The sequence below is a fragment of the Kitasatospora sp. NPDC004531 genome, assembly GCF_053602195.1.
On the sequence record NZ_JBSGDD010000083.1, the window covers coordinates 20,195 to 32,797 of the forward strand.

The following is a 12,603-nucleotide window of genomic DNA, read 5'->3' on the forward strand; positions in this document are numbered from 1 at the left end:
GACGGTCAGGCGCCGAGCACCCGGCGCAGGTGGTCGTTGGTGAAGCGGCGCTCCGGGTCGACCTTGTCCCGCAGCGCGGTGAAGTCGCCGAAGCGCGGGTAGACGGAGGCCAGGTACTCGGCGTCCCGGGTGTGCAGCTTGCCCCAGTGCGGGCGGCCCCGGTGGGCGGTCATCAGCTTCTCCACCTCGGTGAAGTAGCCCAGTTCGCGGGTGCCCCGGTAGAGGTGGACGGCGATGTAGACGGTGTCCCGGCCGTTCGCGGTGGACAGCCACAGGTCGTCCGCCGGGGCGGTCCGGACTTCGACGGGGAAGCTGATCCGCCAGTCGGAGCGCTCCACCAGGGCCTTGAGTTCGCGCAGCACGGCGGTGGCGGCCTCGCGCGGCACCGCGTACTCCATCTCGACGAAGCGAACCTTGCGGGGACTGGTATAGACCTTGTACGCCCGGTCCGTGAAGCGGCGCTCCGACCAGGCGCGGCTGGCGATCTTGGCGATGGCGGGGATCGAGCCGGGGAAGGCGCGGCCTACCCGGCAGGCGCCCTCCCAGACGGTGTTGGAGACGAAGTCGTCGTCCAGCCAGGCCTTGAACTTCGGCAGCGGAGCGGCCGGGCCCTGGCTGCGGTTGTTGCGCTTGGTCGAGCAGCGGTCGGTGTGCGGGAACCAGTAGAACTCGAAGTGCTCGTTGACGGCGGTCAGTTCGTCGAAGCGGCCGAGCACCTCGGCGAAGCCCATCGGCTTCTCGTGCGCGGCGAGCAGGAACATCGGCTCGACGGCGAAGGTCAGCGCGCTGATCACGCCGAGTGCGCCGAGGCCGAGGCGGGCGCCCTGGAAGAGTTCGGGGTTCTCGGTGGCGGAGCAGGTCTGCACGGTGCCGTCGGCGAGGACGATCTCCACCGCCCGGATCTGCGCGGCCAGTGAGCCGGAGTCGCGGCCGGTGCCGTGGGTGCCGGTGCTGGTGGCGCCGGCCACGGTCTGGGCCTCGATGTCGCCCATGTTGGTCAGCGACAGGTCGGCGGCGGCCAGCATCCGGTTCAGCCGGTGCAGCGGCAGGCCCGACTCGACGGTGACGGTGCCCGCCGCGCGGTCGACGGCGCGCACGGCGGTCAGCCGGTCCGGGCGGACCAGCACGGCGTCGCCGGCCGAGGCGATCGCGGTGAACGAGTGGCCGGAGCCGACCGCCTTGACGGAGCGGCCGGCCTCGGCGGCCGTCTTGACCAGCGCGGCCAGTTCCTCGACCGAGGCCGGTGCCGCCACCTGCGCGGGGCGCGCGCTCTGGTTGCCCGCCCAGTTCCGCCAGACCTCGGTCATCTCCGGAGCCCTCCCGCTCGCCCGTCCCCGCCCGCCGGTTCCACCGGCGGGTCGGGGGGAGCGTAGTCACTGCCCCGCGGCCAGGTCCATGGTCCGAAGGGCCTGACATGAGGGGCGCTCGGCTCAGGAGGCGACGGGCTCCGGCACCGCCGCCTGCTCGGCCGCGGCCAGCCGGTGGCGCAGCTTGGGCATGCCGACGTAGGCGGCGAGCGCGCCGAAGCCCGCGGCGGCGACCGGCACCCAGTAGCCGTTGGCGGCGCCGTTTGCGTCCACCACCAGGCCGGCCACCGAGGAGCCGACCGCCACGCCGAGCGCCATGCCGGTGGTGGTCCAGGTCATGCCCTCGGTCAGCTGGGCGGCCGGGACGAGGCGTTCGACCAGTGCCATCGCGGTGATCAGGGTGGGCGAGATGGCCAGGCCGGACAGGAACAGCGCGGTGCCGACGCCGACGAGCGCGGCGGTGCCGTGCATCAGCTGGGCGGCGAGGATCAGCGGCACCGTGCCGACCGCCATCACCGTCACGCCGATCAGGAAGCGGCGGGCCATCGACCCGGCGAGCTTCAGGGTGCCGAACACCGCGCCGGCCAGGCAGGAGCCGAGCGCGTAGACGGCCAGCACCGGGCCGGAGGCGCCGGTGTGCTGCTGGGCCTTGGCGAAGGCGACGGTGACCACCTCGACCGAGCCGAACACGCCGCCGGTGGCGACCAGCGTCATCACCAGGATCCGCAGGCCCCCGTTGGAGATCGCGCCGGGCCCGGAGTGGTGCGCGGCCGGATGGACCGGCGGTTCGGTGCGCCGCTGGCCGGTGAACAGCAGCACGCCGACCACCAGGAACACCCCGGCCAGCAGCACGCCCGACTCCGGGAAGAGCGTGGTGGCCAGCGAGACCGCGAGGATCGGGCCGACGATGAAGCAGATCTCGTCTGCCACCGCCTCGAAGGAGTACGCGGTGTGCAGCTTCGGGGGCTCGTCCCGGTACAGGTGGGCCCAGCGGGCGCGGACCATCGAGCCGGTGCTGGGCATCACGCCCATGCCCGCCGCGAACACGAACAGCGTCCAGTCCGGCAGGCCGGTCCGGGCGCCGATCAGCAGGCCGGCCGCCGCCAGCACGGTGGCCAGGGTGGCGGGCAGCGCGATGCGGCGCTGGCCGTGCCGGTCGACCAGCCGGGAGATCCACGGGCCGAGGACCGCCGCGGAGACCGCGAGGGTGGCGGACAGCGCGCTGCCGAGCCAGAAGGTGCCCTTCATCTCGGCGAGCATGGTGACGGTGCCGATCCCGGTCATCGAGATCGGCAGGCGGGCGATCAGCCCGGAGGACGAGAAGGCCAGACTGCCGGGGGCGGCGAATATCTGGCGGTAGCTGGACAGCACGGGGTGGCTCCGTTGGACGGGTGCGGCACGGGGAGGGAACAGAGGTAAGGCACAACGGTCGTCAACACAGCTTACGAACCGTGATCCATCGTCCGCACCCGGGATAATCCGGACACCCGGCCGCCGGCCGCCGTGCACCGGCCGCGCCGTCACGAGTGGCAGGATCGGAGCCATGCCCGACACGCGCACCCCCACCGACCCCGCGCCGTACGACGCGCTGCTGCTGCTGTCCTTCGGCGGGCCGGAGGGCCCCGAGGACGTGGTGCCCTTCCTGGAGAACGTCACCCGGGGACGCGGCATCCCGAAGGAGCGGCTGACCGAGGTCGGCAAGCACTACTTCCTGTTCGGCGGCGTCAGCCCGATCAACGGACAGAACCGCGAGCTGCTGACCGCGCTCCGCAAGGACTTCGCCGACCACGGCCTCGACCTGCCGGTCCACTGGGGCAACCGGAACTGGGCCCCGTACCTGGTCGACACCCTGCGGGAGATCGCCGACGCCGGGCACCGCCGGGTGCTGGTGCTCGCCACCAGCGCCTACGCGGGCTACTCCGGCTGCCGGCAGTACCGGGAGAACCTGGCCGACGCGCTGGCGCAGCTGGCCGCCGAGGGGCGGCCCGAGCTGACCGTCGACAAGCTCCGGCACTTCTACAACCACCCCGGCTTCGTGCAGCCGATGATCGACGCCACCCTCGACGCGCTCGCCGCACTCCCGGACGGGGCGCGCGCCAACGCCCGGCTGGCGTTCACCACGCACTCCATCCCGACCGCCATGGCGGAGACCTCCGGCGCCCCCGACGACCCGGCCCGCGGCACCCCCGGCGGCGCCTACGTCGCCCAGCACCTGGACGTCGCCCGGCTGATCGCCGACGCGGTCGCCGAGCGCACCGGCGTCACCGACCGGCCCTGGCAGCTCGTCTACCAGAGCCGCAGCGGCGCCCCGCACATCCCGTGGCTGGAGCCCGACATCTGCGACCACCTGGAGGCCCAGCACGCCGACGGCGCCGAGGCCGTGGTGATGGTCCCGATCGGCTTCGTCTCCGACCACATGGAGGTCAAGTACGACCTGGACACCGAGGCGGTGGCGAAGGCCGCCGAACTCGGCCTGCCGGTCGCCCGCGCCGCCACCGTCGGCGCCGACCCCCGGTTCGCCGCCGCCGTCCGCGAACTCGTCCTGGAACGGGCCGCCGTCCGGCGCGGCGAGCCGGTCACCCGCTGCGCGCTGGGCGCCCTCGGCCCCAGCCACGACGTGTGCGCCACCGCCTGCTGCCCCAACCCCCGCGCGCCCCGCCCCGCCGCCGCCGAAGCCTGAAGGATCGAAACGTGGAACTGCTGGACGACCTGCTCGCCATCGCCGTCGAGGCCGCCACCCGTGCGGGGGACCTGCTCCGCGACGGCCGGCCCGAGGACCTCGGGGTGGCCGCCACCAAGAGCAGCCCGGTGGACGTGGTGACCGAGATGGACCTGGCCTCCGAGAAGCTGGTGCTGGAACTGATCACCGCCCGCCGCCCCGAGGACGGCTACCTCGGCGAGGAGGGCGCCGACCGGCCCGGCACCAGCGGCGTGCGCTGGGTGGTCGACCCGCTCGACGGCACCGTCAACTACCTCTACGGACTGCCCTCCTGGGCCGTCAGCGTGGCCGCCGAACTGAACGGCGAAACGGTCGTCGGCGTGGTCGCGGTGCCCGCCCGCGGCGAGCTGTTCCAGGCGGTGCGCGGCCGCGGCGCCCGGCTGAACGGCCGCCCGATCGCCGTCCGCCCCGCTCCGGCCTGGGGCCAGGCGCTGGTCTCCACCGGCTTCGGCTACCTGCGCGAGCGGCGGGTGCGCCAGGCCGAGGTGCTGCACGCGCTGATGGGCGAGGTCCGCGACATCCGCCGGGCCGGCGCCGCCGCCGTCGACCTCTGCGACCTGGCCGCCGGCCGCGTCGACGGCTACTACGAGCGCGGCCTCGCCCCCTGGGACCACGCGGCCGGCGTGCTGATCGCCCGCGAGGCCGGCGCTCTCACCGGCTCCCGCCCCGGCCTGCCCGCCGACGGCGAACTCACCGTGGCCGGCGCGCCCGGCGTGTTCGAGCCGCTGCAGGCCCGGCTGGAGGAACTCGGCGCCTGGCACGACTGACCCGGCCCCGGACAGCGAAAAGCCCTGGCACGGGGGACCGTGCCAGGGCTCGCCGGTGCGTCGAAGGAAGGGATCAGGCGGCGGAGCGGTGCGATCCGAGCATCGGGTCGACGCCGTGTTCGGCGGCGAGGCGCTGGAGGTCCTCCAGCTCGGACTGCTCGACCTCGGCCAGGAACTCGTCCCCGGACTCGATCGCGCGGTGCAGATCCTGCTCGGCGTTCTTGATCCGCTGAAGGATTCCGGCGGTGAAGGCGTCCATACGGGCCCCCTTTTCCTGTGTCGGACGGGCACGATCCGAGAAACCCCCCGGCACGGAATCGGATGAACCCCGGACGGGCGCCCGACGACCGGTGCAGGATCCGGTCGGGCGCTCGCGCGACGCATGGGCCGCGACCCGGTGGCTCTCGATCCCAGGCCGGTGCGGATGGGGCACTCGGCGGGTGGTGGCCGCGATGTGCCGCAGGACGGCATCACGGTGTGCACGTGTCCTCCCCACCCCCGGGGCCGGGAAACCTCAACTCGTCGGAAAGTTGCCCGAGTCACAGTCCAACCGGCACCGGAACCCTCCGTTTTCGCCATCGGCGCACCGGACTTACGACTGCTTTACCGCGCGACCAGGCAGGATGGAGGCACCGTCGGATCCGTCTGTCCGGATCCGCGCCCGGCGCACCACGGCCCGCACGGGCAGCACGGCCTGGGCCGCTCCGGGAGAAGGGAAACCACCGTGCGGGTACTCGTCGTCGAGGACGAGCAGCTGCTCGCCGAGGCCGTCGCCACCGGTCTGCGCCGGGAGGCCATGGCGGTCGACGTCGTCTACGACGGGGAGGCCGCGCTGCAGCGCATCGCCGTGAACGACTACGACGTGGTGGTGCTCGACCGGGACCTCCCCCTGGTGCACGGCGACGACGTCTGCCGCCGGGTCGTCGAACAGGGCCTGGCCACCCGAGTGATCATGCTCACCGCCTCCGGGGACATCAGCGACCGCGTCGAGGGCCTGGAGATCGGCGCCGACGACTACCTCCCCAAGCCGTTCGCGTTCAGCGAGCTGGTCGCCCGCGTCCGCGCCCTCGGCCGGCGCGCCACCGTCCCGCTGCCCCCCGTGCTGGAGCGCGCCGGGATCAGCCTCGACCCGGGCCGCCGCGAGGTGATCCGGGACGGCAAGCCGGTGCAGCTCGCCCCCAAGGAGTTCGCCGTCCTGGAGGTCCTGATGCGGGCCGGCGGCGCGGTGGTCTCCGCCGAGCAGCTGCTGGAGAAGGCCTGGGACGAGCACACCGACCCGTTCACCAACGTGGTCCGGGTCACCGTGATGACGCTGCGCCGCAAGCTCGGCGACCCGCCGGTGATCGTCACCGTCCCCGGCTCCGGCTACCGGGTCTGACTCCGCCCCCACCGCCAACCCCACCCGTCGTCTGAGAGGACTTCCGGCCATGACCACCCCGCCACTCCCCGGCGGGGCCCCCGGCGTGCCCAATCCGGGCCCGGGCCAGGTGCCCCCGCGTCCGAACCACCCCCCGCGCCGGCCCGGCCCGGCCCGCGACGACGACGCCTACCGCCCAGGCGACGGCCTGTTCGCCTGGCTGTCGCTGCGGCCCACCATCCGCATCCGGCTCACCCTGCTCTACGGCGGGATGTTCCTGATGGCCGGCGTGGTGCTGCTGCTGCTGATGTACTACTTCGTCCGCTCCGCCTTCGAGATCGACCTGGTGCCGCACTTCACCCTCGGCCAGGGCGTCAGCCTGCGGGCCGACGGCACCAACCTGACCACCCAGGGCGAGCTCGACCGGTGGCTGGCCGACTTCCAGTCCACCCGCAGCAACGAGGCGCTCTCCACGCTGCTGCGCAAGGCGCTCACCGCCCTGGTCTGCCTGGCCGTGATCGCCTTCGCGGTCGGCTACACGGTGGCCGGCCGGGTCCTGCACCCGCTCGGCCGGATCACCCGCACCGCCCGCGAGGTGGCCGGCTCCGACCTGCACCGCCGGATCAACCTGGACGGCCCGGACGACGAGCTCAAGGAACTCGCCGACACCTTCGACGAGATGCTGGAACGCCTCGACCGCGCCTTCGACTCCCAGCACCGCTTCGTTGCCAACGCCTCGCACGAGCTGCGCACCCCGCTGGCGATCAACCGCACCCTGCTGGAGGTGCAGCTCTCCGACCCCAACACCTCGCCCGACCTGCAACAGCTCGGCAAGACCCTGCTGGCCACCAACGAACGCAGCGAACAGCTGGTGGAGGGCCTGCTGCTGCTGGCCCGCAGCGAGAACGAGATCACCGACCGCCGCCCGGTCGACCTGGCCGAGGTCGCCCAGCGCGCCCTGGAGCAGATCCGCCCCGAGGCCGGCAACCGCGAGGTCGAGCTGCGCGCCGAACTGGCCGCCGCGCCCGCCACCGGCAACGGCGTGCTGCTGGAGCGGATCGCGCTCAACCTGCTGCAGAACGCCGTCCGGTACAACAGCCCCGGCGGCTGGGTCGAGATCAGCACCGACACCGTCCGCGGCGGGGGCGGCGAGCTGGTGGTCAGCAACACCGGCCCGGTGGTGCCCGGCTACGAGCTGGACCACATCTTCGAGCCGTTCCGCCGGCTGAAGAACACCGACCGCACCCGCAGCGACAAGGGCGTCGGCCTCGGCCTGTCGATCGTCCGCTCGGTGGTGCGCGCCCACGGAGGCACCCTGGAGGCCACTGCCCGCCCCGGAGGCGGCCTGCGCATCCAGGTCCGCATCCCCTAGCCGCCCGCGACCCGGGCGGGCCGCCTGCCCCCGCCCACGGCGTTCTCCCGCTCCGCGGACACCCTCAGCCGCCCCTGCCCAGCCTTTGTCGGAACGACATAAGCGCTGGACAGGGGCGGCTTGTCATTTGCGGCCGCAACAACTTACGGTGTCGTAACCTACGCAGCCGTAGGTCAGTCGCCCATCGCAGGAGCAACCGCCGTGACCATCGCCCCCGTGCAGCGCACCGCAACGACCGCCTGGACCGACGCCAGGCTGATCCTCGCGCTCGAAGAGGTCGTGGAGACCGAGCTCGACCGCCACCTCAAGGCGGCCAAGGAGTGGATGCCGCACGAGTACGTGCCGTGGAGCCAGGGGCGGGACTTCGACGGCGTGCTCGGCGGCGAGGCCTGGTCCCTCGACCAGTCCAAGGTCACCCCGCTGGCCCGGATCTCGCTGGTGGTCAACCTGCTGACCGAGGACAACCTCCCCAGCTACCACCACGAGATCGCCACCATGTTCGGCCGCGAGGGCGCCTGGGGCACCTGGGTGCACCGCTGGACCGCCGAGGAGGGCCGGCACGGCATAGCGATCCGCGACTACCTGCTGGCCACCCGCGCCGTCGACCCGGTCGAGCTGGAGCGGGCCCGGATGGCGCACATGGCGGAGGGCTTCGCCTCCGACAACGCGCACAGCATGCTGCAGTCCGTCGCCTACGTCGCCTTCCAGGAACTGGCCACCCGGATCGCCCACCGCAACACCGGCCACCACTCCGGCGACCCGCTCTGCGACCAGCTGCTGGCGAAGATCGCCAACGACGAGAACCTGCACATGGTCTTCTACCGGAACCTGCTCAAGGCCGCCCTGGAGATCGCCCCCGACCAGGCCATGCGGGCCGTCGCCGACGTGGTGCTGAACTTCCGGATGCCCGGCCACGGCATGCCCGGCTTCGAGCGCTCCGCCGCCCAGATCGCCATCGGCGGCATCTACAACCTGCGGATCCACCACGACGACGTGCTGCAGCCCGTGCTGCGCCACCTGAAGGTCATGGAGATCACCGGCCTCGGCCCGGTCGGCCGGCAGGCCCAGGACGAGCTGGGCGCCTTCCTGGACGGCCTGAACGCCCAGGCCACCCGCTTCGACGAGCGCCAGGCCGCGCTGCTCGCCCGCCGCGCCGCCGCGGCCGCCGCCCGGGCCTGACCCCGGCGGCGCCGCCGCCACCGAGCGTGGTCGGGCGGGCGCGGAACGCCCCCGTTCGATTCCGGTCGGTATGCGGACAATCCGACCGCGCACGACCGGGTCGAAAGGCCCGTTTTTGCGGGAATCGCCCGCACTCGCGCAAGATGTGACGAACATCACACACCGCCGGGTGGCCCATTCGCGCCACCCGGTCGGGTGATCACCCGTTCGGGTGGGTCGGTTGCGCTGAGTCACCGCGCCGGGCGATCGTGGAACGCTCGACCCGCCGTCAAGAACCGCCCCCGCCCGCCGAGTTGTCGCCCCCGCCGCCGGACGGCCGCCACCCACCGTCACGATCAACGGCTCGCGCCTCCGACCGGCTCACCCGCACGGTGGACCGCGTTCGAGCCCTGTTCGATCACCCCGGGGGGCCTCCGGCCGGGTGTCGATTGAGTAACAGGGCTTGAAGTAAGGCACAATCTCGGCCTCGGGTCGGGCACAAGACCGGCCCCCCAGGCGTTACGTGCGCTGGAGATACCGCACACACCCAAAGGGGGAGAGCGAAACATGGCAACGGACTACGACACCCCACGCAAGACCGATGACGACCTCAACGAGGACAGCATCGAGGAGCTGAAGGCCCGCCGGAACGAGAAGGCTTCCGGGTCCGTCGACGTCGACGAGTACGACGCCAACGAGGGTCTGGAGCTTCCCGGCGCCGACCTCTCCAACGAGGAACTGTCGGTCCGCGTGCTGCCCCGGCAGGCCGACGAGTTCACCTGCATGAGCTGCTTCCTGGTGCACCACCGGAGCCAGCTCTACAGCGAGAAGAACGGCCAGCCGATCTGCCGGGACTGCGGCGCCTGAAAACGGAGCGGCACTGGCCCGGGCAGGCGGCACCCCTCCGCCGGCCCGGTAAGCCGCCCCGTCCGGCCTTGAGCAGCGAGGCCGGAGGCAGATGCAGCGACCGTCCCGAGCGGTCGCACCCGGCAGAGCGCGAACCGCGCGCCTGCAACCGCAGCGCACGCAGACAGACCGAAAGGGACGGCCCCACGCCCGTGGGTGCCGTCCCTTTCGGTCTGTCCGCTCGTGTTCCCGGGGCCGGTCAGCGGCTCCGGCCGCCCGCCGCCTCGCCCAGCGCGTCCGCCAGCCGCTGCGGCGACCGGGTCGACAGGTACAGGTACGGGGTCGGGTCGGTCGGGTCCGTCACCGCGACCTTCAGCGCCGTCGGCACGTAGCTGCGCAGCAGCATGAACGCCCGAGGGTCGGCCTTCACCGAACGCCAGGCCATCGCCTCCTTGGGGTTCAGCACCTCGGCCTCGCCCAGCGCGCTCACCGGGATCCGGGCCTGCCCCGCCACCAGCGACCCCTGCACCACCCGGATCCGCGGTGAGCCGTAGCTGCTCAGGGCCGCCGCGCCGGCGACCACCCCCACGACCAGACCGATCAGGGCGCCCAGCCCGCTGAACCGGAGCAGGATCAGCCCGAGCGAGAGCCCGAGCGCCACGGGCAGCAGCCACCAGGACCGCGGGACGGTGAGACGTTCCTCGTACATGCCTCCCATTGTGGGCGCAGCACATGCCGGGCCCGGCGGCCGGGGCCCTCCGGCGTGCCTGTCCCGGCAAACTACCGGCAGGTAGGGTCGCCGCTGTGAACGGACAGATCCCCACCCCCACCACTCCGCCCGCGGACGCGGTCCTGCCGTCCCGCTCCCCGCTGGCCCCCGCGCCCGGCACCGTCATCGGCTCCCACTACGACGACTGCTTCGGCTGCGGCCCGCACCACCCGCACGGACTCCAGCTCACCGCCGTCGCCGGCGAACAGCTCGACGTCACCGCGCGGTTCACCGTGAAGGCGGCCCACCAGGGCGGCCCCGGCCTGGCCCACGGCGGCGTCCTGGTCAGCGCCATGGACGAGACCCTCGGAACGCTCAACTGGCTGCTCGGCGCCCCCGCCGTCACCGGCCGCCTGGAGACCGACTTCGTCCGCCCCGTCCCCGTCGACTCCGTGCTGCACATCCACGCACGGGTGACCGGCGTCCACGGCCGCAAGGTCTACAGCGCCGCCGAGGGCCGGATAGACGGCCCCGACGGCCCGGTCGCGATTCGCGCCCAGGCACTGTTCGTCCAGGTGAAGCTGGAACACTTCACCACGCACGGCCGACCCGAGGACGTGCAGAAGGTCCTGGACGACCCGGACCAGATCAAGCGCGCCCGAGCCTTCGAGGTGAACCCGTGACCGATCCCGCCCGCCAGCCCGTCGACATCCTGATCCGCCGGCTCGACCCGGAGATCCCGCTCCCCGCGTACGAGCACCCCGGCGACGCCGGCGCCGACCTGCGCACCACCGAGGACGCCGAACTCCAGCCCGGCGAGCGGGCGCTGCTGCCCACCGGCATCTCCATCGCGCTACCGGACGGCTACGCGGCGTTCGTCCACCCGCGGTCAGGTCTGGCAGCCCGCTGCGGAGTTGCACTGGTGAACGCCCCAGGGACGGTCGATGCCGGGTACCGTGGTGAGATCAAGGTGATCGTCGTCAACCTGGACCCTCGGGAGCCGGTCAACTTCAAGCGAGGCGACCGCATTGCCCAGCTGGTCATCCAGCAGGTCGAGAAGGCCCGCTTCCACGAAGTGGGTGAACTCCCGGGTTCGGTCCGCGCCGAAGGCGGGTTCGGCTCGACCGGCGGTCACGCCGCGGTCTAGCATGCGCCGCGGTCTCGGCTCCGCCGAGCAGCACGACGAGCGGTGGAAGAAGCGGTGCAGTTGCAGCGATTTTCGGCCGGTCCGATGGGTAGCAGGTAGCAGATATTCGCGTTCGGTCTTGGATTCGGTCTTGGACCGGGAAGGACAGTGACCGTGTTCCGTCGTCGCAAGAGCGAGGACGCTGTCGAGCAGCTCGCCGAGGACGCCATCAGCGCCGACGAGACGGCCGATGACGTCGAGGGTTCCGTCGAGAACGAGAACGACACCGAACTCGACCCGGCCGACCGGGTCGGCCTCCCGCCGGCCCCGCGCCCGGACGGGCCGTGGGACATCTCCGAACTGGAGAAGCCCGAAGAGGGCCGCGTCGACCTGGGCGGCCTGCTGGTCCCCGGTGTCGAGGGCATGGAGCTCCGGGTCGAGGTGGCCGGTGACTCGATCGTCGCCGCCACCCTGGTGCTCGGCAACAGCGCCATCCAGCTGCAGGCCTTCGCCGCCCCCAAGTCGGAGGGCATCTGGGGCGAGGTCCGCGAGGAGATCGCCAACGGCATCACCAGCCAGGGCGGTGCCATCGAGGAGGAGGAGGGCTCGCTCGGCTGGCACCTCCGCGCCCAGGTCCCGGTGCAGCTGCCCGACGGCACCCAGGGCGTCCAGCTGGTCCGCTTCGTCGGCTGCGACGGACCGCGCTGGTTCCTCCGCGGCGTGATCTCCGGCCAGGCCGCGGTCCAGCCCGAGATGGCCGGCCTGCTCGAAGAGGTCTTCCGGCAGACCGTCGTGGTCCGCGGCGAGTCCCCCATGGCCCCCCGCGACCCGATCGTCCTCAAGCTCCCCGAGGACGCCCAGATGGTCGCCGACGGCGCCGCGGCCCCTGCGGGTGACCCGGAGTCCCCCTACGCCGGCGGCAACATCGACCCCTTCTCGCGCGGCCCCGAGATCACCGAGGTCCGCTGACCTCCCGGACGCCTCCGCGCCCCCTTCCGCCCCCGCACCGTTCGCGTGCGGGGGCGGATTTGCTTTGCGGACGCGGATCCCCGTACAGTTCCGGAGTCGCACCGAGAGGGGCGAACGAAAGCAAGTCGGATCGAATGAAACTCCGGAAAACGGAGCGGAAAACGTCTGATAAGCTGAGAACACGAAAGAACGAAGCGCCCGGAGGGCCGGTCGGAAGGCCGCTCGAAGGAAGTGTCCGTTCCTTGAGAACTCAACAGCGTGCCAAAAGTCAAC

Annotated in this window: 13 protein-coding genes; 9 read left to right on the top strand and 4 right to left on the bottom strand. The window is 72.4% G+C overall.

The genetic code is table 11. From position 1 onward, the window contains the following. Nucleotides 1-5 precede the first annotated feature (5 nt). A complete protein-coding gene (locus ACWEMJ_RS26790; RefSeq protein WP_452139687.1) occupies nt 6-1,307 on the bottom strand; it encodes a D-arabinono-1,4-lactone oxidase in 1,302 nt (433 codons plus the stop codon). A gap of 123 nt (nt 1,308-1,430) precedes the next feature. Then, nucleotides 1,431-2,678 carry an MFS transporter gene (locus ACWEMJ_RS26795; RefSeq protein ID WP_452139688.1) on the bottom strand — a complete coding sequence of 416 codons (1,248 nt, stop codon included), beginning with the start codon at nt 2,676-2,678 and terminating at the stop codon, nt 1,431-1,433. Nucleotides 2,679-2,850: 172 nt separating this feature from the next. Between ACWEMJ_RS26795 and ACWEMJ_RS26800 the strand changes: the two genes are divergently transcribed. Together ACWEMJ_RS26800 and ACWEMJ_RS26805 are read left to right on the top strand one after the other, a co-directional pair. Then, entirely contained in the window at nt 2,851-3,987 is a 1,137-nt protein-coding gene (locus ACWEMJ_RS26800; protein ID WP_452139689.1) for a ferrochelatase, read from the top strand. Nucleotides 3,988-3,998: 11 nt separating this feature from the next. Further along, on the top strand, nt 3,999-4,793 hold the full coding sequence (locus ACWEMJ_RS26805) for an inositol monophosphatase family protein (RefSeq protein WP_452139690.1): 795 nt from the start codon (nt 3,999-4,001) through the stop codon (nt 4,791-4,793). Nucleotides 4,794-4,866: 73 nt separating this feature from the next. Here the strand turns inward: ACWEMJ_RS26805 and ACWEMJ_RS26810 are convergent, their stop codons facing one another. Beyond that, nucleotides 4,867-5,052, bottom strand: coding sequence for a hypothetical protein (locus ACWEMJ_RS26810; RefSeq protein WP_380486965.1), 186 nt, complete (start codon nt 5,050-5,052; stop codon nt 4,867-4,869). A 465-nt stretch (nt 5,053-5,517) separates the two neighbouring features. Between ACWEMJ_RS26810 and ACWEMJ_RS26815 the strand changes: the two genes are divergently transcribed. The 4 genes from ACWEMJ_RS26815 to ACWEMJ_RS26830 all read left to right on the top strand — a co-directional run bounded on the left by ACWEMJ_RS26815 (nt 5,518) and on the right by ACWEMJ_RS26830 (nt 9,547). Next, entirely contained in the window at nt 5,518-6,171 is a 654-nt protein-coding gene (locus tag ACWEMJ_RS26815) for a response regulator transcription factor (RefSeq protein WP_030458051.1), read from the top strand. A gap of 49 nt (nt 6,172-6,220) precedes the next feature. Further along, nucleotides 6,221-7,522, top strand: coding sequence for a sensor histidine kinase (locus ACWEMJ_RS26820; RefSeq protein WP_452139691.1), 1,302 nt, complete (start codon nt 6,221-6,223; stop codon nt 7,520-7,522). 201 nt (nt 7,523-7,723) lie between these two features. Beyond that, nucleotides 7,724-8,701, top strand: a complete 978-nt coding sequence (locus ACWEMJ_RS26825; RefSeq protein ID WP_452139692.1) for an acyl-ACP desaturase — start codon at nt 7,724-7,726, stop codon at nt 8,699-8,701. 546 nt (nt 8,702-9,247) lie between these two features. After that, complete coding sequence (locus tag ACWEMJ_RS26830; protein ID WP_043909894.1) at nt 9,248-9,547, top strand: DUF4193 domain-containing protein; 300 nt, start codon at nt 9,248-9,250, stop codon at nt 9,545-9,547. Between the two features lie 238 nt (nt 9,548-9,785). Here the strand turns inward: ACWEMJ_RS26830 and ACWEMJ_RS26835 are convergent, their stop codons facing one another. Further along, the gene (locus ACWEMJ_RS26835; protein ID WP_452139693.1) at nt 9,786-10,235 is read right to left on the bottom strand and encodes a DUF3093 domain-containing protein; all 450 of its coding nucleotides are present in this window, start codon (nt 10,233-10,235) and stop codon (nt 9,786-9,788) included. Between the two features lie 95 nt (nt 10,236-10,330). Here ACWEMJ_RS26835 and ACWEMJ_RS26840 point away from each other — a divergent pair, with 95 nt between their 5' ends. From ACWEMJ_RS26840 to ACWEMJ_RS26850, 3 genes are all read left to right on the top strand, one after another. After that, entirely contained in the window at nt 10,331-10,918 is a 588-nt protein-coding gene (locus tag ACWEMJ_RS26840; protein ID WP_452139694.1) for a PaaI family thioesterase, read from the top strand. Next, a complete protein-coding gene (gene dut, locus ACWEMJ_RS26845) occupies nt 10,915-11,382 on the top strand; it encodes a dUTP diphosphatase (protein ID WP_452139695.1) in 468 nt (155 codons plus the stop codon). Before ACWEMJ_RS26840 ends, dut begins: the two co-directional genes overlap by 4 nt. A 153-nt stretch (nt 11,383-11,535) precedes the next feature. Continuing rightward, on the top strand, nt 11,536-12,330 hold the full coding sequence (locus ACWEMJ_RS26850; protein WP_452139696.1) for a DUF3710 domain-containing protein: 795 nt from the start codon (nt 11,536-11,538) through the stop codon (nt 12,328-12,330). The last annotated feature ends 273 nt before the right edge of the window (nt 12,331-12,603 follow it).